Origin of the sequence: Cellulomonas sp. Y8 (genome assembly GCF_008033115.1) — a bacterium.
GTDB lineage: Bacteria > Actinomycetota > Actinomycetes > Actinomycetales > Cellulomonadaceae > Cellulomonas.
Genome location: NZ_CP041203.1, coordinates 1,383,723 through 1,407,787, shown reverse-complemented (window position 1 = coordinate 1,407,787; position 24,065 = coordinate 1,383,723). Strand labels below are relative to the sequence as shown.

Annotated in this window: 23 protein-coding genes and 1 pseudogene; 8 read left to right on the top strand and 16 right to left on the bottom strand. The window is 76.0% G+C overall.

The features are described 5' to 3' along the window. Positions 1–3: 3 nt before the first annotated feature. On the bottom strand, positions 4–1,410 hold the full coding sequence (gene zwf / locus FKM96_RS06240) for a glucose-6-phosphate dehydrogenase (protein WP_147794505.1): 1,407 nt from the start codon (positions 1,408–1,410) through the stop codon (positions 4–6). Between the two features lie 139 nt (positions 1,411–1,549). Between zwf and FKM96_RS06235 the strand changes: the two genes are divergently transcribed. Both FKM96_RS06235 and FKM96_RS06230 read left to right on the top strand, forming a co-directional pair. Further along, positions 1,550–3,130 carry a GMC oxidoreductase gene (locus tag FKM96_RS06235; RefSeq protein WP_147794504.1) on the top strand — a complete coding sequence of 527 codons (1,581 nt, stop codon included), beginning with the start codon at positions 1,550–1,552 and terminating at the stop codon, positions 3,128–3,130. A gap of 11 nt (positions 3,131–3,141) precedes the next feature. After that, positions 3,142–3,696 (top strand): hypothetical protein, encoded by a 555-nt coding sequence (locus tag FKM96_RS06230; protein WP_147794503.1) that lies wholly within the window; start codon positions 3,142–3,144, stop codon positions 3,694–3,696. A gap of 3 nt (positions 3,697–3,699) precedes the next feature. Here the strand turns inward: FKM96_RS06230 and nrdG are convergent, their stop codons facing one another. From nrdG to FKM96_RS06205, 5 genes are all read right to left on the bottom strand, one after another. Beyond that, a complete protein-coding gene (gene nrdG, locus FKM96_RS06225; RefSeq protein WP_147794502.1) occupies positions 3,700–4,317 on the bottom strand; it encodes an anaerobic ribonucleoside-triphosphate reductase activating protein in 618 nt (205 codons plus the stop codon). Position 4,318: 1 nt separating this feature from the next. Beyond that, a complete protein-coding gene (nrdD, locus tag FKM96_RS06220) occupies positions 4,319–6,583 on the bottom strand; it encodes an anaerobic ribonucleoside-triphosphate reductase (RefSeq protein WP_168216892.1) in 2,265 nt (754 codons plus the stop codon). Positions 6,584–6,738: 155 nt separating this feature from the next. Continuing rightward, positions 6,739–8,787 carry a discoidin domain-containing protein gene (locus tag FKM96_RS06215; protein ID WP_147794501.1) on the bottom strand — a complete coding sequence of 683 codons (2,049 nt, stop codon included), beginning with the start codon at positions 8,785–8,787 and terminating at the stop codon, positions 6,739–6,741. Positions 8,788–8,953: 166 nt separating this feature from the next. After that, the gene (locus FKM96_RS06210; protein WP_147794500.1) at positions 8,954–9,448 is read right to left on the bottom strand and encodes a GNAT family N-acetyltransferase; all 495 of its coding nucleotides are present in this window, start codon (positions 9,446–9,448) and stop codon (positions 8,954–8,956) included. Between the two features lie 123 nt (positions 9,449–9,571). Continuing rightward, complete coding sequence (locus FKM96_RS06205; RefSeq protein WP_147794499.1) at positions 9,572–10,147, bottom strand: MarR family winged helix-turn-helix transcriptional regulator; 576 nt, start codon at positions 10,145–10,147, stop codon at positions 9,572–9,574. Positions 10,148–10,256: 109 nt separating this feature from the next. On the opposite strand from FKM96_RS06205, the gene FKM96_RS06200 reads away from it, so the two are divergent. After that, positions 10,257–10,889, top strand: coding sequence for an FMN-dependent NADH-azoreductase (locus FKM96_RS06200; RefSeq protein WP_147794498.1), 633 nt, complete (start codon positions 10,257–10,259; stop codon positions 10,887–10,889). A 102-nt stretch (positions 10,890–10,991) separates the two neighbouring features. On the opposite strand, the gene FKM96_RS06195 is transcribed toward FKM96_RS06200, so the two are convergent. After that, positions 10,992–12,215, bottom strand: coding sequence for a trans-acting enoyl reductase family protein (locus FKM96_RS06195; protein WP_147794497.1), 1,224 nt, complete (start codon positions 12,213–12,215; stop codon positions 10,992–10,994). A gap of 82 nt (positions 12,216–12,297) precedes the next feature. On the opposite strand from FKM96_RS06195, the gene FKM96_RS06190 reads away from it, so the two are divergent. Further along, a complete protein-coding gene (locus FKM96_RS06190) occupies positions 12,298–12,627 on the top strand; it encodes a helix-turn-helix transcriptional regulator (protein ID WP_147794496.1) in 330 nt (109 codons plus the stop codon). Next, a complete protein-coding gene (locus FKM96_RS06185) occupies positions 12,624–13,301 on the top strand; it encodes a cation transporter (RefSeq protein ID WP_147794495.1) in 678 nt (225 codons plus the stop codon). Before FKM96_RS06190 ends, FKM96_RS06185 begins: the two co-directional genes overlap by 4 nt. A 43-nt stretch (positions 13,302–13,344) precedes the next feature. Here the strand turns inward: FKM96_RS06185 and FKM96_RS06180 are convergent, their stop codons facing one another. Both FKM96_RS06180 and FKM96_RS06175 read right to left on the bottom strand, forming a co-directional pair. Continuing rightward, positions 13,345–13,926: a hypothetical protein gene (locus tag FKM96_RS06180; protein ID WP_147794494.1), complete on the bottom strand. Its 582-nt coding sequence runs from the start codon at positions 13,924–13,926 to the stop codon at positions 13,345–13,347. A 109-nt stretch (positions 13,927–14,035) separates the two neighbouring features. Then, positions 14,036–15,097, bottom strand: a complete 1,062-nt coding sequence (locus FKM96_RS06175; RefSeq protein ID WP_147794493.1) for an alpha/beta hydrolase — start codon at positions 15,095–15,097, stop codon at positions 14,036–14,038. Positions 15,098–15,314: 217 nt separating this feature from the next. Between FKM96_RS06175 and FKM96_RS06170 the strand changes: the two genes are divergently transcribed. Then, on the top strand, positions 15,315–15,593 hold the full coding sequence (locus tag FKM96_RS06170) for a PLDc N-terminal domain-containing protein (RefSeq protein WP_147794492.1): 279 nt from the start codon (positions 15,315–15,317) through the stop codon (positions 15,591–15,593). Positions 15,594–15,766: 173 nt separating this feature from the next. Here the strand turns inward: FKM96_RS06170 and FKM96_RS21325 are convergent. From FKM96_RS21325 to FKM96_RS06135, 7 genes and pseudogenes are all read right to left on the bottom strand, one after another. Beyond that, positions 15,767–15,898 (bottom strand): annotated as a pseudogene (locus FKM96_RS21325) (DivIVA domain-containing protein); the annotation flags it as partial. A 232-nt stretch (positions 15,899–16,130) separates the two neighbouring features. Beyond that, positions 16,131–17,732, bottom strand: a complete 1,602-nt coding sequence (locus tag FKM96_RS06160; protein WP_147794491.1) for a flotillin family protein — start codon at positions 17,730–17,732, stop codon at positions 16,131–16,133. 191 nt (positions 17,733–17,923) lie between these two features. Then, on the bottom strand, positions 17,924–18,319 hold the full coding sequence (locus FKM96_RS06155) for a DUF779 domain-containing protein (protein WP_147794490.1): 396 nt from the start codon (positions 18,317–18,319) through the stop codon (positions 17,924–17,926). 53 nt (positions 18,320–18,372) lie between these two features. Further along, positions 18,373–19,896, bottom strand: a complete 1,524-nt coding sequence (gene adh, locus FKM96_RS06150) for an aldehyde dehydrogenase (protein WP_147794489.1) — start codon at positions 19,894–19,896, stop codon at positions 18,373–18,375. A gap of 143 nt (positions 19,897–20,039) precedes the next feature. After that, positions 20,040–20,249 (bottom strand): DUF4175 domain-containing protein, encoded by a 210-nt coding sequence (locus tag FKM96_RS06145; protein WP_147794488.1) that lies wholly within the window; start codon positions 20,247–20,249, stop codon positions 20,040–20,042. A 2-nt stretch (positions 20,250–20,251) separates the two neighbouring features. Continuing rightward, positions 20,252–20,557: a helix-turn-helix domain-containing protein gene (locus FKM96_RS06140; RefSeq protein WP_147794487.1), complete on the bottom strand. Its 306-nt coding sequence runs from the start codon at positions 20,555–20,557 to the stop codon at positions 20,252–20,254. 123 nt (positions 20,558–20,680) lie between these two features. Next, a complete protein-coding gene (locus tag FKM96_RS06135; RefSeq protein WP_147794486.1) occupies positions 20,681–22,081 on the bottom strand; it encodes a transcriptional regulator in 1,401 nt (466 codons plus the stop codon). A gap of 341 nt (positions 22,082–22,422) precedes the next feature. Here FKM96_RS06135 and FKM96_RS06130 point away from each other — a divergent pair, with 341 nt between their 5' ends. Together FKM96_RS06130 and FKM96_RS20555 are read left to right on the top strand one after the other, a co-directional pair. Continuing rightward, on the top strand, positions 22,423–23,568 hold the full coding sequence (locus FKM96_RS06130) for a GNAT family N-acetyltransferase (RefSeq protein WP_147794485.1): 1,146 nt from the start codon (positions 22,423–22,425) through the stop codon (positions 23,566–23,568). 50 nt (positions 23,569–23,618) lie between these two features. Then, positions 23,619–24,047 carry a hypothetical protein gene (locus FKM96_RS20555; protein WP_168216891.1) on the top strand — a complete coding sequence of 143 codons (429 nt, stop codon included), beginning with the start codon at positions 23,619–23,621 and terminating at the stop codon, positions 24,045–24,047. Positions 24,048–24,065 lie beyond the last annotated feature (18 nt).

Here is a 24,065-nt window from a genome sequence, read left to right as displayed (position 1 = left end):
GCCTCAGACCCACGGCCCCCGCCAGCCGCCCGACCGCTCGGTGAGCGCGTCGGCGGCGGCGGGCCCCCACGTGCCCGGGGCGTAGGCGTGCACCGGCGGCGGGTCGTCCAGCAGCGGCTGCATGATCCGCCAGGTCTCCTCGACGGCGTCCTGCCGGGCGAACCGCGTGCTCACGCCCGAGAGCGCCGCCTGCAGCAGCACCTCGTACGGCGTCGGGCCCTCGCCCCCCTCGTCGGCGAACTGCATGTCGAGCTCGATCGGGGCCGCCAGCCGGGCGACGTCCGCCCGGTGCGCGTCCACGACGATCCGGATCCCCGTCGAGGGGTCGAGCCGCACGATCAGCTGGTTCGGCTCCACCACGCCGCCGCGCGGCCCGAACCCGAGCCGCGGCGGCCGCTGGAACACCAGCCGCAGCTCGGTCTGCGTCGCGCGGAGCCTCTTCCCGGTCCGGAGGTAGAACGGCACCCCGGCCCAGCGCCAGTTCTCGATCTCGAGCCGCAGCGCCGCGTAGGTCTCCGTGGTCGACCCCGGGGCGACGCCCGCGACGTCCCGGTACCCCTCGTACTGGCCGCGGACGTAGTGCCGCGGGTCGGCCTCGACCACCGCCCGGAACAGCGCGGCCTCGGAGTCCTTGAGCGTCGCCGGGTCGCCGCGGGACGGCGGCTCCATCGCGGAGGCCGCCACCACCTGCATGAGGTGGTTGACCACGACGTCCCGCAGCGCGCCCACCGGGTCGTAGAAGTGGCCGCGGTCGTCGACGCCGAAGTCCTCGGCCATCGTGATCTGCACGCACTCGAGGTAGCTGCGGCTCCACAGCGGCTCGAGGATCGCGTTGGCGAACCGCAGGTGCAGGATCTCCTCGAGCCCCATCTTCCCCAGGTAGTGGTCGATCCGGAACAGCTGCGACTCGTCGAGGTGCTCGTGCAGCTGGTCGGCGAGCTCCCGCGCCGACGCGAGGTCGTGCCCGAACGGCTTCTCGACGACGACCCGCGCGTGCTCGGTCAGGTCCGCCCCGGCGAGGCCGTCCACGACCCGGCCGAACAGCGACGGCGGGATCTCCAGGTAGAACACCGGGGTCGCCGCCCCGTCGACGGCCTTCGCCACCCGCTCGTAGGTCTCGGGGTCGGTGAAGTCGCCGCTGACGTAGGACAGCCGGCCGGCGAACCGGGCGAACACCTCCTCGTCGATCTGCTGCCCGGTCGCCTCGATCGAGGTCCGCGCGCGCTCGACCAGCCGGTCGAGCGGCCAGTCGTCGACCGCGACCCCGACGACCGGCAGGTCCAGCAGGCCGCGGCTCTCCAGCCGGTACAGCGACCGGAAGGTCATCACCCGGGCGAGGTCGCCGGTGATGCCGAACACGACCAGGACGTCGGCGGGTCGCGGCTCCGTGGCCGCGCGGGATCCAGTCATCGCTGCCTCCTCGGCTGGCGGGCCGGGTGGCGCCGGGTCGCGTCACCGGGTCCGGTCCGAGCCAACTCCCGTGCCGGGCCGCCGTCCTCATCCGCTGCGGGCGATGCGGGGGCCGGGCCGCAGGAGTTGCGTGGCGCCCATGGCGGACGACCGGCACTACGACGTGATCATCGTCGGCACGGGCGCGGGCGGCGGCACCCTCGGGTACCGGCTCGCGACGAACGGGGTGCGCGTGCTCTGGCTCGAACGCGGGGGCTTCCTGCCCCGCGAGCTCGACAACTGGGACACCCGGGCGGTGTTCGTGCGCGGCGCCTACCTGGCGCCGGAGCAGTGGTACGACCGGCACGGCCACGAGTTCCAGCCCGAGGTGAACTACTACGTCGGGGGGAACACCAAGTTCTACGGCGCGGCGCTGTTCCGGCTCCGCCCGGAGGACTTCGGCGAGCTGGTGCACCACGGCGGCATCTCGCCCGCGTGGCCGCTGTCCTACACGGACTTCGAGCCGTACTACACGGAGGCCGAGCACCTGTACAAGGTGCACGGCCGGCACGGCGAGGACCCGAGCGAGGGCCCGGCGGGCGCCGACTACGCGCACGGGCCGGTGGCGCACGAGCCGCGGATCCAGCAGCTCAGCGACGACCTGGAGCGCGCGGGGCTGCACCCGTTCCACCTGCCCATCGGGGTGGACCTGGACGAGGAGTCGCCGGGGCACGCGACGCTCGGCAGCCCCTGCCTGCGGTGCTCGAAGGTCGACGGCTTCCCGTGCCTGGTGCGCGCGAAGTCGGACGCGGAGGTGATCTGCGTCGACCCGGTGCTGGGTCGCGACAACGTCACGCTGGTCACGGGGGCGTCGGTCGAGCGGCTCACCACCGACGCGGCCGGGACGACCGTCACGGGCGTCGAGGCGACCCTCGCCGACGGCAGCAGCACCACGTTCACCGGTGACGTCGTCGTGGTCGCGTGCGGCGCGGTCAACTCGGCGGCGCTGCTGCTGCGCTTCCGGTCGGACGCGCACCCCGACGGGCTGGCCAACTCCTCGGGCGTGGTGGGTCGGCACTACCTCCGGCACAACAACGTCGCCGTGATGGCCGTGTCGACCGAGCCGAACCCCACCCGGTTCCAGAAGACGCTCGCGCTGAACGACTGGTACCTCGGGTCGGACGACTGGGACTACCCGCTCGGCGGCATCCAGCTGCTCGGCAAGTCCGACCAGGCGATGATCCACGCGGAGGCGCCGCGCTGGGCGGGGCGGCTGTCGCCGGACCTGCCGTTCGAGGTGATCGCGCACCACGCCGTCGACTTCTGGCTGTGCGGCGAGGACCTGCCGGACCCGGACAACCGCGTGACGGTCGACCGCGAGGGCCGGGTGCACCTCGCGCTGGACGAGCGCAACAACGTCGAGGGCGTGCGGCGGCTGCGGCGGAAGCTCGACGGCCTGCTCTCCAGGCTCGGGATGCGGCCGCACCACCTGCTCGACCACAGCCTGTACCTGCACAAGTCGATGCCGATCGGCGCGACCGCGCACCAGGCCGGGACGGTGCGGTTCGGCACCGACCCGACGAGCAGCGCGCTCGACCCCGACTGCAAGGCGCACGACCTCGACAACCTGTACGTGGTGGACACCAGCTTCTTCCCGAGCATCGGCGCCGTGAACCCGTCGCTGACCGCGATCGCGAACGCGCTCCGGGTCGGGGACCACCTCCTGGACCGGCTGCGGTGAGCGGCCCGGGCGTGCGCGCGCGGCACGGGGTGGCGGCCGCCGGGCTGCTGGCCGCCGGGCTGCTGGCGCTGGCCACCGCCTGCTCGGGCGGGTCCGGCGGGTACGGCGGCGCGTCGTCGGCGGGCCCGTCGCCGAGCGGCTCCGCGAGCGCGTCCGCGGCTCCGACGGCCCCGGCGCCGTCCGGGTCGCCGCTCGCACTGACCGCCGGGTCGTCCGTCGTCGGGCTGCCCGAGGGCGTGGCCGAGCCCCCGGCGGGCGCGGTCGCCGGGGCGTCGCGCACCACCGACCCGTCGCTGATCTACGTCATCACGTTCGGGTCGAGCACCTGCCCGATGGTCGCGGACCCCGACGCGGTCGCCACCGGCGCGGCGGGCGCGGCCGAGGTCGAGATCACGTTCCCCGAGCCCACCGGCGGCGCGTGCACCGCGGACTACGTGCCCGCGACGACCGTGGTGGCGGTGCCGGAGGAGCCCGCGGGCGACCTGCGCGTGCTGCTCGGCCCGGCGGGCGACGTGACCCTGCCCGCAGGATCGGACGCGGTCGAGTGGGTGATCGACCAGGGGTGAGGGTCAGACCAGCGCGCGCCGGTCCGGGGGCGCCCCCACGTCCGTCGCACCGACGAGGCCGCCGCGCGGCACCGCACGCCCCGCGGCCAGCGAGGCCGGGACGTCCAGCACCCGCTGGTTCCGGCTGCCGCGGAACGCCAGCGTGAGGTCGCGCTGCGCGAGCTCGAACCGGCCGTCCACCAGCACGTCGAGCTCGCCGAGCAGCTCGGCCTTGTCGGCCTGCCCCGCCGCGGCCTCCGCCAGGAGCTCCTCGAACGTGTAGCCGGACCAGCACCACACGTCCTTCGCCCGGCCGTGCTCGGCCCGCAGCCGGCGCACCACCCGCAGGCACGCGCCGGTGTTGAGGAACGGCTCGCCGCCGAGCAGGGACAGCCCCTGCACGGCCTCGTGCGCGAGGTCGGCGGCGATCCGGTCCGCGAGCGCGTCGTCGAACGGCGTGCCGTACCGGAACGACCAGGCCGCCTCGTTGAAGCAGCCGGCGCAGGCGAACGGGCAGCCCGACACGTACAGGCTGCACCGCACGCCCTCGCCGTCGACCATGACGAACGGCTTGTAGTCGGCGACGCGGTCCTGGCTCAGGGCCGCCGCGCGCCACTGGCCGACGGCGGGCGTGCGGGCCACGTCAGGCGCCCCCGGCGTCCCCGGCCGCCGCCGCGAGCGACGTCGGGCCGGCGAGGTGCTTGACCCGGGACGAGATCTCCACGTGCCGGCCGTGCACCATCGGCCGCTGCTGGGGGTTGCCCAGGTAGCCGCAGGTCCGCTTGACGACGTCGCAGGTGCGCGGATCGGTGTTGCCGCAGCCCGGGCAGGCGAAGCCGCGCTCGGTCGGGGTGAAGTCGCCGGAGAACCCGCACTCCAGGCAGCGGTCGATCGGGGTGTTCGTGCCGAGGTAGCCGACCCGGTCGTAGGCGTAGTCCCACACGGCCTCGAGCGCCTTCGGGTTCTGCTGCAGCACCGGGTACTCGCAGTAGTGGATGAACCCGCCCGAGGCGTACTGCGGGTACTCGGCCTCGAAGTCGAGCTTCTCGAACGGGGTGGGCGCCTTGCGGACGTCGTAGTGGAACGAGTTGGTGTAGTAGTCCTTGTCGGTGATGTCCGGGACGAGCCCGAACTTCTTCGTGTCCAGCCGGCAGAACCGGTCGGTGAGCGACTCGGACGGCGTGGAGTACACCGAGAACTGGTACCCGTGCCGGGCGGTCCACTCCTTCGCGCGGGCCGCGAGGGTGCGCAGCACGCGCAGCGTGAACTCCTTGGCCTCCGGGTCGGACTCCCACGCGCCGCCGTAGAACGCGGCCGCCGCCTCGTACAGCCCGATGTAGCCGAGCGAGACCGTCGCGCGGCCGCCCCGGAACAGCGCGTCGACGTCGTCGTCCGGCGCCAGCCGCTGCCCGAACGCGCCGTGCACGTACAGGATCGGGGCGTTCGCCGGCACGGCCTCCTTGCACCGCTCGACGCGGTACAGCAGGGCGTCGTGCACCGTCTCGAGCCGCTGGTCCAGCAGGGCCCAGAACGCGTCCAGGTCGCCACGGGTCTCCAGGGCGATCCGGGGGACGTTGAGGGTGACGACGCCCAGGTTCATCCGGCCCTCGACGACGTCGTTCCCGTCGGCGTCCTCCCAGCCCTGCAGGAACGACCGGCAGCCCATCGGCACCTTGAACGAGCCGGTGATCTCGACGATCTTGTCGTAGCTGAGGATGTCCGGGTACATGCGCTTGGTCGCGCACTCGACGGCCAGCTGCTTGATGTCGTGGTTCGGGTCGTCCGCGGTGAGGTTCACGCCTCGGCGCAGCGTGAAGATGAGCTTGGGGAAGATCGCGGTGCGGCGCTCCTTGCCCAGCCCGAGGATGCGGATCTGCAGGATGGCGCGCTGGATCTCGCGCTCGAACCAACCCGTGCCGAGGCCGAACCCGACCGACGTGAACGGGGTCTGCCCGTTCGACGTGAACAGGGTGTTGATCTCGTACTCGAGGCTCTGCATCGCGTCGTAGACGTCCTTGCGGGTCTTCTCCTCCGCGTACGCGCGACGGCGCTCCGGCTCGGTGACCCACTGCTCGGCGTCGGCCAGGTGCTTGGCGAAGTTCCGCTCCGCGTACGGGGCCAGCAGCTCGTCGATCCGGTTGACCGAGCAGCCGCCGTACTGGCTCGACGACACGTTGGCGATGATCTGCGAGATCTGCGCGGTGGCCGTCTGTATGGACCGCGGCGGGTCGACCTGCGCGTTCCCGATCCGGAAGCCCTCGGACAGCATCGTCCGGAAGTCGATGAGGCAGCAGTTCGTCATCGGGGCGTAGGGGTGGTAGTCGAGGTCGTGGTAGTGCAGGTCGCCCTTGGCGTGCGCGTTCGCGACGTGCGGCGGGAGCATCCGCAGGCCGATGGCCTTGCCCACCGCGCCGGCCGTGAGGTCGCGCTGGGTGTTGAAGACGTCGGCGTCCTTGTTGGCGTTCTCGTGGACGACCGACGAGTCCTTGCCGACGAGCTGGCCGATCGAGTGGTTGACGTCGAGGGCCTTCGACCGCGCGAGGTCCCGCTGCACCCGGTAGTCGATGTACGCCTCGGCGACCTCGTACTCGCGGGCCTCCAGGAGCGTGTGCTCGACGACGTTCTGGATCTCGTAGATCCGCACCTCGCCGGTGAACCGGGCGGCGAGCTCGGCGTCGATCCGCTCGACCAGCTCGGCGATCGTGAGGTCGTGCAGCGGGCCCAGCAGGCCGTGCACGTGCGCGAACGCCCGGCCGAGCGCGCTGTGCACCCGGATGGGGTCGAAGGGCAGCGCGCGGCCGTCCCGCTTCCGCACGACGAGCCCGGCGGCGGCCGAGGGGGAGTACGGGCCGTCCGCGGCCGGCGCGGCCTCCGCGAGCTCCGAGACGTGCGGTCCCACCAGCGTCATGCGTATCCACTCCCGATCTGCTCACGGCACTAGATGTAGTGCCTCGCCCAGCCTCGCAACCCCACATGTGGGGTTCAATGGGACGAACGTCCCGAGGGTGCGTCGTCCCGCGGGGCAGCGTGCGGCCGTTCACCCGATCGGAGCACCGGCACCCCTCACGCCAGGACGCGGAGCTCGGCGACGCTCCACCACGGGTCGGCGTCGGCGGTCAGCCGGACGCGCAGGTACCGCACCCCGGTGCCGTCGAGCGCGGCGGCCGCGACCTGACCGGCCCCCGCGCGGGTGGGGGCGGCGACGGTCCAGGACGCGCCGTCCGCGCTGGCGAGCACCTCGTAGCCGCGGGGCCAGTCGCCCCCGCTCCCCGCGCCGGCGTCGAGGACGACGGCGCGGACCGCGACCGCGCGGCCGAGGTCGACCTCCAGCGTGTCGCCGGGGCGCTGCGGACGGCCGGTGGACCACCGGGTGGTGGGGTCGCCGTCGACCGCCCGCGCGGCGACGTCGGCGGTGCAGCACGGGTCGTCGGGGCCGGCCGGGTCGGCGGTGGCGGTGGCGCCCGAGAGGTCCGGCTCGGCGGGGAGCGCGGGGGTGCGGGCGCCCCCGGGGCCGGCGACCGCGCGGGCGTCCGCGGCGCCGACGAGGACCGTGCTCAGCGAGCGCGGCGGGAGGCGCACGGGGTAGCGGTCCCCGCCGTCCAGGACGGCGACGGTGGCCTCGCCGTCGCCGTCGTGCGCCACGAGCAGGACCGTCGCCCCGGCCGGGGTCCGGAGCGCCACCTGCGCCACGGCGTCGCCGGCGGTCGACGTCGAGCCGACCCGGGTCGAGCCGCGCGGCAGGAAGCGTCCGGCGTGGGCGAGCACGTCGTGCTCCGCGTTCGGCGTCGCCTCCGCCCCGTCGACGGTGACCACCCCGGTGCAGGTGCCGCAGCCGCCGACGTGCGGCCCGCCGTCGGGGTCGAGCGCGAGGTTCCAGGTGAGCACCGCCGACGCCCCGTGCGCGAGCGAGGCCACCAGCAGGTTCCGGGACTGCCAGGTGAGGGTGTCCGCGAACACCCGCTCGGGCGGGGTGCCCGGGGCGTGCGATCCCGAGCACTCCGTGACCCAGATCGCCGCGTCCGGGAACTCGTCCCGGACCGCGTCCTGGGCCGACGCGTCGCCGGAGTAGCAGTGGAAGGCGACGCCGGCGACCCGGCGCACGGCGTCGCTCCGCAGCACGCGCAGCGGGTAGTCGGCCTCGGGGTCCGCGCCCTCCGGCGTCGACGCCGCGTCGGCCGGGTGCAGCGCCCAGTTGTGGTCGTACGCCAGCACCGCCGGGTCGAGGCCCGCGTCCGCCAGCGCCGGGCCCAGCGCGTCGAGCAGCCGCACCTCGTCGGCGGCCGGCAGGTCCGTCCCGGGGTAGCCGTCGGGGTGCCGGGCCTGCGGCTCGTTCTGCACCGTGAGCGCGTCGACCGGCACCCCGGCCGCCGCCCACTCCTGCAGGGCCCGCACCAGGTACGCGGCGTAGGTCGCGTACGCGCGGTCGTCGTCGAGCAGCCGACCCCCCTCGAGGCTGCCCGAGGTCTTCAGCCAGGCCGGCGGGCTCCACGGCGACGCGATCACCGTCAGGTCCGGTGCCAGCACCCGGATCTCGCGGAGCAGCGCGCGCACCGGCTCGTCGCCCGCGCTGCTGAACCGCTCGAGGTCCCAGTCGGTCTCGCCGGGCGGGAGGTCGTCGTAGGTGGTCGCGGGGCCGGGTCCGGGGACGAAGTCGGAGCCGCCGAGCGCGACCCGGACGACCGACAGCCGCACCGGGCCGGCGGGGTCGAACAGCTCGGTGAGCAGCGCGCGGCGGTCGTCCTCGGGCATGGCGAGCAGGAGCGACGCCGAGGACAGGGTGAGTGCCGCGCCGAAACCGGTGACCTCGGGGCCGGGGTCGCCGGGGCCGTGGTCGTCGACGGTGATCGTGGGGGTGCCGGGGTCCGGCGTGCCTGAGGGGGCCGGGTCGACCGTCGCGGTGCGCTCGACCCGGAGCGCACCGTCGGCGGTCGTGGTCCACACCTCGGCGACCCGGGCGGCGGGCGAGGCGCCGCCGTCGGGGGAGCGGTCGCCCCCGGTCCGGGTCAGCAGCAGCGGCACCGCGACGGCCAGAGCGGCCACCAGCGCCGCGGCGACCAGGAGCGCGCGCCGCGTGCGCCGCCGGGACCCGTGCCCCGTGGGTCGCTCCGACATCGTCGCCCCCCTGGGATCGACCCCTCCGCGAGAGTGGAAGGTGGTGACGGACACGCCGACGGCGTGTTGGTCACAACCTTCCACCGTCAGGCCGGCGCGGCGATCAGAGCGGGGTCGGGCCCGGGTGGTGCCAGGCGTCCGGGCGCCCCCGGAGCGGCCGGGTGGGTCAGGCCAGTCGCTTCTCGTAGCACCGGGACTGCAGCGGCAGCGCGGTGTCGTACGGCGGGTAGGTGGGGATCCGGGTCCAGCCCAGCGCGGCGTACAGCGCCTCGGCCTCGGGCTGGCGGTCGCCCGTCTGCAGGATCACGCGGTCGGCGCCCGCGGCGCGGGCGACCCGCTCGACCTCGGACATGATCGCGCGCCCCACCCCCCGGCCGCGTTGCCCGGCCGCGACGACGACGCGCTTGACCTCCCACTCGCCGCCGTGGTCCCGCAGGGCCGCGTGGCCGATCGGGGTGCCGTCGTGGTCGACGGCGAGCACGACGTGCCGGACGGCGGCCGGGTCGACGGTGAGGGCGGCGTGCGCCGCGGCGCTCATCGGGCCGGCCGACGCGTAGCGCGCGCCCATCTCGGCGTCCATGGCGTCGCGCAGGCCGGCGGCGCGCGGGTCGGCCCAGTCGACGGACTCGAGCGTGTACGACGCGTCGGACGTGGTGGTCATGCGGCTGGTTCCTCCCGGGGTGCGGGGCCCCGCCCGGGGTCGCGCGCGGCGCAACCTAGCACGGGGGGTGCGACGGGCTCGGTGGGCGTCCGGCGCGGTCGACGGCCCCGGCCGCGTGGGCGGCTAGGTGCCCCGCGCCGCGGTCGGCGCGTCGAGGTCGGCGGCCGCGGCGCAGGCGGCCGAGGCGGTCGTGTCGACCGCGGTGCAGGCGGGCAGCAGCTCGGCGACGTCGGGCGCGGCGTGCCGCACGACGGTCAGGGCGGCGTCGCCGAGCGCTGCCATCCGGTCCGGGCCGAGCGCGTCGACGACGAGGCGGCGCACCTCCCGGACGTGCCCAGGCGCCGCGCGGCGGAGCTGGTCCTCGCCGCCCTCGGTGAGCCGGGCGCTGGTGCGCTTGCCGGCGGCCACGCACGAGCCGCGCGTGACCCAGCCGGCCTGCTCGAGCCGCGCGACCGCGTGCGACAGCCGGGACGGGGAGCTCTGCGTGAGGCGCGCGAGGTCGCTCATCGGGATCTCGCCGTGCGGCCGCTCGGACAGCGCGACCAGCACGTTGTACTCGTAGAGGTTCATCCCGGCGTCCCGCTTGAGCTGCGCGTCGAGCGCCGCGGGCAGCGTCGTCAGCAGCGCGACGACGGCCTTCCAGTCCTCGACCTGGGCGTCGGGGAGCCAGGGCGTGGCGTCGTCGACCCGCTGGCTCATGCCGACGATCCTACCGGACTTGAACATTCAACACCTGGGTGCCTAGGGTGCGTGTTGAACATTCAACCTCGCGTCGCGGGTCCGCGGCGCCGTCCTCCCGGGAGTCCCCATGACCGTGCTGCGCATCGACGCCTCCATCCAGGGCGCGCACTCCGCGAGCACCGCGCTCGCCGACCTCGTCACCGCCGAGCTCGCGGCCGCGCGCCCCGACGAGACCGTCGTCCGCCGGCACCTCGGCGAGCAGCCGCTGCCCGCCGACGCGTGGGCCACGGCCGTCGGCGCGGGCTGGACGCCCGCCGAGCAGCGGACCCCCGAGCAGGCCGCCGCCGTGGCGCTGGCGGTCGAGGTGGCCGACGAGCTCCGCGCGGCCGACGCCGCCGTGCTCGCGCTGCCGCTCTACAACTGGGGCGTCTCGCAGCACGTGAAGACCTGGATCGACCTGGCCATCGCCGGCGGCACCCCGGGCGACGCCTACCTGGCGGGCAAGCCGGTCGTGCTCATCGTGACCCGCGGCGGCGGCTACGGCCCGGGCACCCCGAAGCACGGCTGGGACCACAGCATCGACTACCTGCGCCGGATCGTCGGCGAGGTGTGGGGCGCCGACCTCACCGTCATCGAGCGCGAGCTGACCCTCGTCGGCGTGAACCCGGCGATGGACGCGCTGGCCGAGCCGGCCGCGCTCATGCGCAAGGAGGCCGAGGCGGCGGCGACGGCCGCGGGCCGGGCGCTCGCGGCGCGCTGACGCACCGCCGCGGCTGCTCCCGCCGGGCTCGCAGCAGGCGCGGGGTCCCGGGGCTCCGGACCCCGCACCTGCCGCACGCGCGGTGCGCGGTCGGCGCGCACGTCAGGCCGGGACCGCGTCCAGGTCGAAGCCCTGGGTGCGGAGACGGTCGACCAGGACGTCGCCCAGCGCGGTCGCCGGGGTGAGCGACCCCGCGCGGTCGGGGAGCGCCGCCCCGTCGAGCGCCAGCGCGAGCGCGGCCTCGCCCAGCATCACCGCGGTCGCCGCGTAGCCGGGGTCGCCGGACGCCTGCACCCGCGCCGCGTACCGCCGCCCGGACGCGGAGGTCGCGAGGAACCGGTGCCGGAACCAGCCCGCCTCCCGGGTCGCGGCGTCCGGGCCGTCCCCGGCGGCGGGCAGCGCGCGCTCGACCAGCGCCCGGGTCGGCGGCAGCGCGAGCGCGGCCGCGCCCAGTGCGGTCGCCCCGGTGAGCGCGACGGCGCGCAGCAGCCCGGCGGGGCCCCGGCCGGCGTCGAGGTGCTCGGCGTACCGCAGCCCGCGGCCGTAGGCCCAGCCCGTCAGCGCGTTCGACCGCCGGACCACGTGCGCGTCGAACGGCGCCATCACCGACGGCGCCGCCCACCGCCCGGCGACCCGGTGCGGGGGCACCAGCAGCCGCGGCTGCGGCGTGCCGGGCTCGGCTGCGGGGTCGGGGGACAGGGCGTGCGGGTCCGCGTGCAGCCGACGGACCCGCGGGTCGGTCCGCACCGCCTCCGCCTCCCCGAGCAGGGAGGCCACGGTGCCGCCGGACACGCCCCCGCGCGCCGCGACCAGCGCCTGCACGTCGCCGAGCCCGCCCGCCTCGCCCGCCGCCACCGCGGCCCGGTGCAGCAGGTGCACCCCGAGGTCGGACGGGATCGAGTCGTAGCCGCACGCGTGCACCAGCCGCGCGCCGGTGGTCCGCGCCCGCGCGTCCGCCGCGTCGACCGCCACCCGCACGAACGCGAGCTCCCCGCTGAGGTCGGCGTAGTGGGTCCCCGCGGTCGCGCAGGCCTCGACGACCGGCAGGCCGTGGCGCCCGTAGGGGCCGACGGTGGAGGCGAGGGCGGTGGCCGACCCGGCCGCCCGGCGCAGCGCAGGTGCGTCCGTGACGTCGACGACGACGAGCGGCCAGTCCGCGGCGCGTGCGGGCAGCCGGCGGCGCACCGCGGCCAGCCGCTCCGGGTCCCGGCCCGCCAGCGCGATCCGGGCGGAGGGCGGCGCGGCGCGGGCGAGGTGCTCGGCGGTCAGCGCCCCGACGAAGCTCGTCGCGCCCAGCAGGACCAGGTCGTGCTCGCGGTCGGCCATGCGCCGCACCGTAGGCACGCCCCGCGGCCGGCGCACGGCGGACCGTATCCCGCGATACACGTTTCGCTGTACTGTCGTGATCATGGAGACGGTGACGCTCACGCACACGGCCGCCCTCGCGCGGCTGGGCCACGCGCTGTCCGACGAGACCCGCGCGCGGATCCTGCTCGCGCTGCGCGAGGCCCCCGCGTACCCGTCCGACCTCGCCGACGCGCTCGGCGTGTCCCGCCAGGTCATGTCGAACCAGCTCGCCTGCCTGCGCGGGTGCGGGCTCGTCGAGGCGATCCCGGACGGTCGGAGGGTCTGGTACCGGCTCGCCGACGGCCACCTGGCGCCGGCGCTCGGCGACCTGCTCGCGCTCGTCGTCGCCGTCGACCCCGGCTGCTGCGGCCCCGACTGCGCGTGCGCGTGACCGCCGCCGCCCCGTCCCTCGGCCCCGACCGCCGCGCCGTGCTGCAGCGGCGCATCCGCCTGGTCGTCGCCGCGACGATCGCCTACAACGTGGTCGAGGCCGTGGTCGCGCTGGCGGCAGGCCGGGCCGCGTCGTCGGCGGCGCTGGTGGCGTTCGGGCTGGACTCGGTGGTCGAGGTGCTGTCCGCCGCCGCCGTCGCCTGGCAGTTCGCGGCGCGTGACCCGGAGACCCGCGAACGGGCGGCGATGCGGGCGATCGCGGTGTCGTTCTTCGGGCTCTCGGCGTTCGTCGCGGTCGACGCCGCCCGCGCGCTCCTGGGGGCGGGGGAGCCGGAGCGCTCGACGGTCGGGGTCGTGCTCGCGGCCGTCAGCCTGGCCGTCATGCCGGGGCTGTCCTGGTTCGAGCGGCGTACCGGCCGGGAGCTCGGGTCGGCGTCGGCGGTGGCCGACTCGAAGCAGACGCTGATCTGCTCGTACCTGTCGGCGGTGCTGCTCGTCGGGCTGCTGCTGAACGGCACGCTCGGCTGGTGGTGGGCGGACCCGGTGGCGGCGCTGGTGATCGCCGGCTTCGCGGTGCGCGAGGGCGTCGAGGCCTGGCGCGGCGACGCGTGCGGCACGCCGCTGGCGGACCTGGTCGGTGGGGACGCCCGGGCCGAGGACGACGACTGCTGCTGAGGGCCGTCGAGGTCGAGGTCCTCCGCTGAGGTGCGGTCGGCGGTCAGCCCTCGCCGTACGTGCGGCGACGCCACCTGACGTACTCGCGCTGCCGGCGCGTGCGCAACCGCCCTCCGAGCCGGGCGCCGGCGACCGCCCCGCCGGCCACGCCGACCGCGATCCCTCCGCCGACCAGCGCCGGGTAGGACGGCGTCTGCTCGCCGCGCCACACGCTCACACCCAGGTTCGTGCCGAGGCCCGCCGGCCGGGGCTCGAGGGCCACCGAGACCACGGCGCCTCCACGTCGGGCGCGCACGTCCGTGCCCGCAGCGGTCTGCTCGACCGTGGGGGGCTCCCACCCGGCGTCGGTCAGGGACGCGACGAGCGCGTCGACGTCGGGTGCGGTGTCCGCCTGCGCCCGGCTGAAGACGTGGCCGCGGGAGAACGCCGGCGCCCACGCGCCGTCGACGAACGGCGGCTCCAGCACGGCGAACCCGTCCGGCGTGACCTCGGCGGCCACGGCGAGCAGCTCGCCGTCGCTCGGCTGCACGAGCACGTAGTGCGCCACGGCCGCGGCACCGCCGCCCAGTGCGGCAGCGGGCAGGGCGAGGGCCACGGCGACTGCGGTCCGGAGGGCGGCGCTCACCCGCACGACGCTAGCGCGGCCGCGTTCGTCCACAGGCAGTTTCCGCGCGCACCGCCCGATCGGCGCAGGAGCCGCGCTCCCGGAGGCGTCGCTCGTCGCCGGGTCGCCGTCAGCCCGCGGCGACCTCGTCGAGCAGCGCGGTGCTCGCCGCGACGATCTCGGCCTGCGCCCGCTCGCGCGGGACCGTCGGGGTGCCGTCGCCCGGCTGCGGGCCGTAGTCGGCGAAGAACGCGTGCACCGCGCCGTCGACCTCGGTGAAGGTCGTCGCGGCGGGCAGGTCGGCGCGCGACGCGTCGACGTCGGCCGGCGTGGTCAGCCCGTCCTCGGACCCGGACGCGGACGCGACCACGAGGTCCGCGTCCGACATGTCGCCCAGCGGGTAGGACGCGTGCAGCAGCAGGCCGTCGACCTCGTCGTCGCGCGCGGCGGCGAAGGACGACGCCGCGACCCCGCCGAGCGAGTGCCCGCCGACCGCCCATCGCTCGACCCCGTCGAACGCCGCCATCGCCGACGCGGACTGGCCCGGCGAGGTCAGCGCGATGCCGAGCGGCTCCTTCAGCGCGACGACGAGGTAGCCCTCCTCGGCGAGCGGCCGCAGCACGGCGGCGGTGGCGCGCACGTCGACGCGCGCGCCGGGGGAGTACACCAGCCCGGTGGTCGGCTCGGCGTCGCGCGGGACGAACGCGTACCAGCCGGCCGACTCCCGCACCTCGACGGCGTCGTCGCCGCGCAGGGCGTCGAGCGCGGCGTCGGTGGCGGGGAACGGGCGGAGCCAGGCGGTCGCGGCGGCGAGCACGGCGAGCAGCGCGAGCCCGACCCCGGCGCCGGTGGCGCGCAGCACGCGGCGACCGCGGGGGCGTGCCGGTCCGGGGCGGGCGACGGGCTCGGCGCGGGACGACGGGGCCGCCCCGGGCGCGGCGCTCGGCACCGGGTCGTCGGCCGACGGCGTGGGGGGAGGTGCCGTCGCGCGCCGCCGCTCGCGGAGCAGGGCCAGCGCCGTCGTGGCCAGCAGGGCGACCCCGGTGAGCGCGCTCACCGCGAGCAGCGCGCCGAGCGTCCAGTGCTGGTGCGGCACGGCCCCGCCGGCGGTCGCCAGCACCCACGCGGGGGCGGCGAGCAGGGCGAGCCCCACGAGCGCGCGGAGGGTGAGCCAGGCGGTCCGTCGGGTCATGTGCGCCAGTCTAGGCGATCCTCAGCATGCTGAGTATTCTGTCCGTCGGCCCCCCAGTGGAAGGTTCTGCCGGACACGCCCCGGGCGTGTCCGGCAGAACCTTCCACTCGACCCCGTTCGACGGCCGGTCGCTGAACCGGCCTCGCCGCCGTGCGAGCCCCGGTAGCGTCCCGGAGCGGGGCGGGTCGTCCGCTCCGCTGCGGTGGAGGGGGACGGGATGGGCGCGGGTGGCGACCTCGACGGCTGGCGGCTGATGATCCCCGCCCCGTACGACGTGCTGTGGACCGCGGCCGTCGTCCTGCTCGTCGCGCTGACGGTGGGCGCGCTGCTGGTGTGGGCACGCCGCCGGGAGTCGGCGTCGAACGCCCTGGTGCACCTCGCGCTGATCCTCGTGGTCCCGGTGCTCGGGCCGGCGGCCTACCTCGCGGGCGCGGCGCTGGACCGCCGCGCGGCCGGCCGGGCCGCGGCGCGGACCCCTCGGCCCGGCCGCGGCTGAGCTCCGGGATCCGTCGACCCGCGTCGAGTGGAGCGTTCTGCCGGACACGCCCCGGGCGTGTCGGGCAGAACCTTCCACTGAACCCCGTTCCCCGGCCACCGACGACGAACCGCCCGCCCCCGGGGTGCCGGGGGCGGGCGGTCGGTGCCGTGCGGTAGTGGTCAGGCGCGGGCGCGGAGCGCGACGACGACCTCGTCGAGCAGGTCGTCGATCGCGTCCTGGTCGTAGCCCTCGCGGAACTTCGTCGCCTGGAACCGCTGGTTCAGCACGTCCTCCGGCGCGAGCGACCCGTCGACCCCGTCCAGCGCGGCCGCCGCGCGCTCGGCGAACTCCTCGACCTCGCCCTGGTCGTAGCCCTCGCGGAACTTCGTCACCGGGGTCGCCGCGAGCCGGGCGCGCAGCTGCGCACCGGTGAGCTCAGCCCCCCGGCCCGGGGCTCCACCCCGGCCGTCGGCCGCGGTCCCCGACGTCGCCGAGAGCATCGGCGCGTCGGGGCCGCGGAGCAGCTTCGTCAGCCAGGACATCCCCGTGCCCCGGTCAGTCCGCCGCGCCGTCGGCACCGGCCGCGGGCCGGTCGGCCGGCGCGTGCACCGGGGCGACGGCCGCGTGGCTCTGGGCCGGGACGGCGTGCCCCGCCGCCGGGTGCGAGCCGCCGCCGAGCCCGCGGACCAGGTCGAGCAGGTCGATGCCCGTCTGCGCCTTGAGCATCGTCGCCAGCTCCTGCACGCCCGTCGACACCTGGCCGGGCAGCCGCGAGGCGCCGTCCTTGTCGATGATCGTGATGTCGTCGATCTTCCCGAGCGCGTCGGCGTACGGCTGGGCCACCTTCGGCAGCGCGTCGAGCACCATCTGCAGCCGCGCGGACTCCGGGAACGCCTGGTAGGCGTCGGACTCCGCCTTGATCGCGGCGGCGCGGGCCTCGCCCTGGGCGCGCTCGGCGGCGGCCTCGGCCTCACCGCGCGCCTGGATGCCGTCGGCCTCGGCCCGGGCGATCGCCAGCGCACCCTCGGCGCGGCGCTGCTGCTCGATCAGCGCGGCCTCGGCTCGGGCGCGGGCGGCGGACGCCTCGGCGTCGGCCTGCGCGGTCGTGCGCTGCGCCTCGGCCTCGGCCTTGCGGATCGCCGAGGTCTTGAACGCCTCGGCCTCCTGCTCCGCGGCGTACTTGCGGGCGTCTGCCTCCTGGGCCGCCTCGTACTTGCGGGCCTCGGCGGGCTTGCGGACCTCGGTCTGCAGCTCCTGCTCGCGCAGGGCCGCGCGGCGCAGAGCCACCTGCTCCTGCTGGACCAGGACCTCCTGCTGCGCCTCGGCCTGCGCACGCTCCTGCGCGGCGGCGGCGTCGGCCTGGGCGGTCGCGGTCTCCTGCGCGATGGTCGCGTTGCGCAGCGCGAGAGCCTTGTTCGACTCGGCGATCTGCACGGCGGCCTCGTTCGACCGCTCGGTGCTCTCCTGCCGGGCCTGCGCCTCGGCGATCTCGGCGTCGCGGGCGACGGCGGCGGCGCGCGGACGACCGAGGTTGCGGATGTACTCGCCGGTGTCCTCGACGGTCTGGATCTCGAAGTTCTCCAGGATCAGGCCGCGCTCGGCCAGCATCGGCACCGCGATGTCCTTGACCTCCTTCGAGAACTCCTGGCGCTCGTAGAGGATCGACTCGACGGTCAGCGTGCCCGCGATCGTGCGGAGCACGCCGACGAGGACCTCGGAGGTCTGCTGCTCGATGACCTGCTCCTGGCTGCGGCCCGCGAACCGCTGCGCGGCTGCGCGCACCATGCGCTCGGTGCCGCCGACCTTGACGACCGCGATCGACCGCAGCGTCACGCCGACGCCGGACTTGGTGGTGGCGTCCTCGGCCGCGACCGGGAAGCTCTGCGACGCCAGCGAGAGCCGGACGACCTGCTCGAAGATCGGCTTCACGAACGTGCCGCCGCCGATCACGACGCGCTGGCCGGACAGGTCGGTGGTCTCGTCGCCCGTCTCCGGGTTGATCACCGGCTTGCCGCTCTTGCGGCCGGTGATGATCAGCGCCTCGTCGGGCGTGGCGATCTTGAACCGGACCTTGGCGTAGATCGCGCCCACGATCGCGACCGCGATCAGGGCGACGACCGCCAGCACGACGATCAGGGCAGTTCCTGCGAGCTCCATGGGACTCCTCGGGCGCGGCCGCGAGGGCCGGTCGGTCGGGTGGGCTGCCTCGACCCTAAGGGGACGCACAGCCCGCGGTCAGCCGTTTCGCTGACGCATCACCCCGCCGTCGCCGAGGTCGGCGGTTCCGCGCCGGTGCCCGGTGTGTCGCCGCGGCGTGTCGTGCGGAACCGCCGACCTCGCGCCCGCGGCTACGCCGGCCCGACCCGGAGCGCCGCCTCCGCGCCGTCGGCGGCCCACTCCTCGTCCGTCAGGAGCCGGCTGCGGATCAGGAAGCGGACGCCCTCCGGGGCCTCCAGCGAGAACCCCGCACCCCGCCCGGGCACCACGTCGATCGTCAGGTGCGTGTGCCGCCAGTACGCGAACTGGCTGCGGCTCATCCAGACCGGCACCGTGAAGTCGTCGTCGACCTCGAGGTCGCCCAGGTGGACGTCGGCGTCGCCCGTGAGGAACTCGCCCGCCGGGTAGCACATCGGCGACGACCCGTCGCAGCAGCCCCCGGACTGGTGGAACATCAGCTCCCCGTGCTGGTCCCGCAGCCGGCGCAGCATGTCGGCGGCGGACGGGGTGTGGTCGACCCTGCTCATCGTGCCTCCCTGCCCGCGGGGCCCCGGGCGTGCGGGGCCCCGCGGGGTGCCGGTCAGAAGAACCCGAGCTTCTGGCCCGAGTAGGACACCAGCAGGTTCTTGGTCTGCTGGTAGTGGTCGAGCATCATCTTGTGGTTCTCGCGGCCGACGCCCGACCCCTTGTAGCCGCCGAACGCCGCCGCCGCGGGGTACGCGTGGTAGCAGTTCGTCCACACGCGGCCGGCCTCGATGTCCCGGCCCGCGCGGTAGGCGATCGCCGACTCCCGGGACCACACGCCGGCGCCGAGGCCGTACAGGGTGTCGTTGGCGGTGTGGATCGCGTCCGAGTAGTCGGAGAACGACGTCACCGCGACGACGGGGCCGAAGATCTCCTCCTGGAAGATCCGCATGGAGTTCTTGCCCTCGAAGATCGTCGGCGTCACGTAGTACCCGCCGGCCAGGTCGCCGTCGAGCTCGGCGCGCGTCCCGCCGGTCAGGACCTTGGCGCCCTCGGCCTTGCCGATGTCGATGTAGGACAGGATCTTCTCGAGCTGGTCGTTGGACGCCTGCGCGCCGATCATCGTCTCGGTGTCGAGCGGGTTGCCCTGCTTGACCGCCTCGGTGCGGGCGATGGCGTCGGCGAGGAAGCCGTCGTAGATCGACTCCTGGATGAGCGCGCGCGACGGGCAGGTGCACACCTCGCCCTGGTTGAGGGCGAACATCGTGAACCCCTCGAGCGCCTTGTCGTAGTAGTCGTCCTTCGCGCGGGCGACGTCCTCGAAGAAGATGTTCGGGCTCTTCCCGCCGAGCTCCAGCGTGACCGGGATGATGTTCTGGCTGGCGTACTGCATGATCAGGCGCCCGGTGGTGGTCTCGCCGGTGAACGCGATCTTCCGGATGCGCGGGCTGGACGCGAGCGGCTTGCCGGCCTCGACCCCGAACCCGTTGACCACGTTGACGACGCCCGGGGGCAGCAGGTCGGCGATCAGCTCCATCAGCAGCAGGATCGACGCGGGGGTCTGCTCGGCCGGCTTCATCACGACGGCGTTCCCCGCGGCCAGCGCGGGCGCGAGCTTCCAGGTGGCCATGAGCAGCGGGAAGTTCCACGGGATGATCTGCCCGACGACGCCCAGCGGCTCGTGGAAGTGGTACGCGATGGTGTCGGCGTCGATCTCGGAGATCGAGCCCTCCTGCGCGCGGACCGCTCCGGCGAAGTACCGGAAGTGGTCCACGGCCAGCGGCAGGTCGGCGGCCAGCGTCTCGCGGACCGGCTTGCCGTTCTCCCAGGTCTCGGCGACGGCCAGCATCTCGAGGTTGTCCTCGATCCGGTCGGCGATCTTGTTGAGGATCACGGCCCGCTCCGTCGCGGACGTCCTCCCCCAGGACCGCGCGGCGCCGTGCGCGGCGTCCAGCGCCCGGTCGATGTCGGCGGCGTCGCCGCGCGCGACCTCGGTGAAGGTGCGACCCGTCACCGGCGACGGGTTCTCGAAGTAGCGGCCGGACGCGGGGGCGACGAACTCGCCGCCGATCCAGTGGTCGTAGCGCTCGCGGTAGGTGGCGGGGCTGCCGGGCTGACCCGGCGCTGCGTAGACGGTCATGTGCGCCCTCCGTGCAGGCTGACCGGCCGTCGGCGGGGTACGGCGGCGGCCGGGCGCGCCGCCTCGTTGCGGCGCGTGCCCCGGACGCTAGGGCCGCGACGGTTGCAGGTGCGTTGCACCGCAGGCCGGGCGGCGCCCCGAGGTCAGTTCGGGACCTCCGTCAGCGCCCGCTCGATGCGCTCCAGCCGGTGCTCGATCGCCTCGAGGCGGACCAGGACCTCGTGCCGCGAGGGACCGGCGTTGATCTGGGCGATCTTGCGGCGGTTCTTGAGCACGCCGTCGACGACCGAGGCGAGGCTGCCGAACACGATCGCGCCCAGCACGATCCACGCGAACCAGGGGATGCTCTCCATGCTCAGGGCCCTTCCTCGGGGGTCTCGGCGATCGCCGCGGCGACGATCGCGGGGGTGACGCGCAGGTCGAACGGGACGACCTCGTAGTGCCGGAGCGCCTTGCCGTCCGGCGAGACGCTGTGGTGGCTGGTGACCAGGCCGGCCTGCTCCAGCTTGGTGAGGTGGCCGTAGAGCAGCGGGCGCGACATGCCCACCCGGCGGGCGAGCTCGCTGACGTGCACGCTCTCCTGCCCGAGCTCCCCGAGCACCCGCAGGCGCTGCGGGCTCGCGAGGGCGCCCAGCGCCTGCACCAGCTCGTCCACCGTCATGACCGGCCTCCACGTGTCACAAGAAAGTTACACATGGAACCGCGCGGGCGTCCAGTCGCGCCGCGGCGCTGCCGCTGCACCGCCGGTGCCGCCGCCGCCCCGCAGGTGCACCGGCCCCGCTCATCAGCGCCAGGGGTGCCGGGCAGGCCCGGTGCCGAGCCGGCGCACGAGCAGATCGAGCCGCCCCGCCGCCCGGACGTGCGCGGCGGACCCCGGCGCGGTCACCGCGACGAGCCGCTCCCACGCCTGCCAGTCCTCGGCGCCCTCCTCGCGGTCGAGCCAGCGCTCCAGGGCGACCGGGTCGCTGGCGTGCAGCACCGCAGCCCGCACGTCGGACGCGAGGGCGTCCCGCGCCTGCTCGACGCCGGGCGCCCGCGACCGCGGCAGCACGGGGCCGGCGTACCGGTCGAGCGCCGCGCGCACGTCGCCCGCGGCCAGCGCCTCGCGGACCCCGGCGACGTCGGTGCCGAGCGCCGTCGCGAGCCGGTACGGCCGGGACCGGCCGACCAGGGAACCGGCGACGCGGCGCAGCCGCGACACCTCTGCGCGCACCGCGACGTCCGACATGCTGCCGGGGTGCAGCAGCACGGCGAGCTCGTCGGCGTGCAGGCCGCGCGGGTGCTCGGCGAGCAGGAGCAGCAGCTCGGCGTGCCGGAGGGACAGCGCGCGGGCGGGGGCGCCGGGGGTGTGCAGGACGCCGGACCCGGGGCGGAGCACCTCGAGCCGGGCGGCGGGGGACGCTGCGCGCCCGTCCGGGCCGGTGAGGGCCGGGACGTCCCCCGACGGCCCGGGCGCGACCGGCCACCCCGCGCCCGTCGCCGCCGCGGGCCACCCGCCCCCGCCCGCCGGTCCCGGCCCGCGCGCGAGGACCCGGGCCCGCAGGTCCGCCTCCACCGCCGCGGCGGTGGCCCGCACCAGCGACAGCATCAGCGCCGACGCCGCCGCGTCCCGCCCGGTGACGTCGAGCGCCCCCAGCGCCCGCCCGGCGGGGTCCCGCAGCACCGCGGCGGTGCAGCTCCACGGCTGGACGGACCGCGTGAAGTGCTCCGCACCGAGCACCTGGACGTCGTGCCCGGTGGCCAGCGCGGTGCCGGGGGCGTTCGTCCCGGCGTGCGCCTCGTCCCACGCCGCGCCCTCGACGAACCCGACGCCCTCGACGGCCCGGCGCACGCGGGCGTCACCGGCGACCCAGAGCAGCGCGCCCTCGGCGTCGGTGAGCGCGACCAGGAACCCCTCGGTCAGAGCGGCGTCGAGGAGCAGCCCGCGCACCACCGGCAGCGCGTGCCGCAGCGGGTGCTCGGACCGGTAGGCGCGCAGGTCGGCGTCGGTCAGCGCGACGGGCGGCGCCGGGCGCTCGGGGTCGACGCCGCTGCGCAGGCTGCGCCGCCAGGAGTCGGCGACGAGGGCCCGGACGCCCGCGGCGGTCCCGGTGCTGAGGAACCGCTCGTGCGCGGCGTGCAGGGCGCGGCCGCGCGCGAGGGAGCGCGCGTCGGGACGGAGCAGGTCAGGTTCCTCGCCCGGCACGGCCCACCCCCTCGACGTCGTCGTCGCGGGGCCAGTGTGGCGCGCGCGGCGCCGGGCCGCCAGAGCGGACCGCGCGTGGGGCTCGCTGCGCCGACCGGGTGTCCGCCGTTCGGGGGAACGCGCTTCCTTCCCGGCGCCGGCAGCGGGTCGTCGCCGGGACGGGCTCGCGGGCGCTGAGCAGGGCGGTCGCGTCCCCGCCCGGGCGGTGGGCCGCCAGTACGGCGATCCCGGCCGGGCGGTCGCCATCGTGATCACCCGCAAAACCACACAAAACGGGACAAACCTGCTCCTACGCTCGCGCTCGGACACGCCGGGACCAGGCGTGCCAGGGGGAGGACATCGTGCGGACCCGGCTGCTCGCGCTCGCCGACGTGACGGACGCCGACGAGGAGGCCTGGCACCGCCTGGCCGACCACGCCGCCGAGCCGAACGTCTACCTCGACCCGCGGTTCCTGCTGCCGGCGCGCGACCGCGGGTCGGCGGCGGCGGACCTCCGGCTGCTCGTCGTCGACGACGGCCCCGAGTGGCTGGCGGCGCTCGCGGTGACGACCAAGCCGTTCGCGCCTCGGCTCCCGCTGCGCGCGGCGACGACGGGCGGGGCGTTCATGACCGGGCACGCCGACCGGCACCACCCGCTGCTCCGCGCCCGGCGCGAGGTCGAGTCGCTCCGCGCGCTGCTCCGCGGGGCGCGGTCGGCGGGGCTCCCGGGGCTGCTCCAGCTGCAGCACCTGCCGCTCGGCGGGGCGGTCGAGCGGGCGCTCGCCGAGATCGCGGCGGCCGACGGCACGCCGGTGCTGGAGCGCCGGCGGGCGGTCGCCGCGTTCGCGCCGCGCGCGGGCGTGGTGGTGCCGGAGGTGCCCGAGGGGCCGGGACCGCTGGTCGACCCGCCGCTCGCCTGGGAGCACATGGCGACCGACGAGCGCCGGAACATGCGCCGCGGCGTCCGCGGGCTCGCCCGCGAGACCGGCGGCCCGCTCGAGCTGCACGACGTGACGGACGACCCGCGGGCCGACGACGACTTCCTCGCGCTGCAGGCGGCCGGCTGGAAGGGGGACTCGGGGCGGGGTGGCGCCGCGCTGGCGCTGGACCCCGTCGCCGAGCGCTGGTTCCGTGCGGTCGTCGGCGCGTTCCGGCGGGACAAGGACCTCCGGGTCGTCCGGCTCGCCGGCGGCGGGACGACGCTCTGGACCGGGTACGCCCTGCGGTCGGGCTCGGCCTGGTTCGGGTTCCTCGACGCCTACGCCGAGGCGCACCGGCGGTACAGCCCGGGGTCGATCGGGCGGGTCGCGAACATGACCTACCTGCTCGCCACCACCGACGCCCCGTTCTTCGACCCGGCGTTCGACGCCCGGTACGCGACCGGCGCCCGCCTCTTCCCGGCCACCCGCACGCACGTCGACGTGCTCGTCGCGACCGGCGGCCCGGCGGCGCGCGGGGTGCTGCGCGCGATCCCCGCGGCGCGCCGCCTGGGGCTGGTTCCGGACTGACGCCGGGCGCACCGGCCCGATCGCGGGAGCGCGCGTGGGACGCTGGGCTGGTGAGACTCCGCCGCCCCACGGTCGCCGCCGACCTGCCCGCCGGCTTCCACGCCGCCGAGGCCCGCGCGCTCCAGGTCGCGCTCACGGGCGTGCTGTCGGCCGTCGAGCGCGCCGCCGACGCGCCGGTGCCGGTGGACCTCGCCTTCGAGGCGGGCCGGGACGACGCGCTCGTCGTGCTGTGCCGGAACCGGGTCGTCGGCTTCGTGCCCGCCGCGTACGCCGACGGGCTGCGGGCACAGGTGGCGGCGGCCGGCCGGCGCGCGCACCTCGTGGCGCCGGGGCGGGTCGTCCGGGACGGCGGACTGCGGCGGGTGTGGGTCGGCCCCGAGCCCGAGGGCGGGCTGCCGCCGGTGCCCGACGGCCTCGACACGCTGCCCGAGCCGCAGCCGACGATCCTCGGCGTCCCGCTGCGGCGCGACGGGGTCTGACGCCGCGCCGCGCACGCC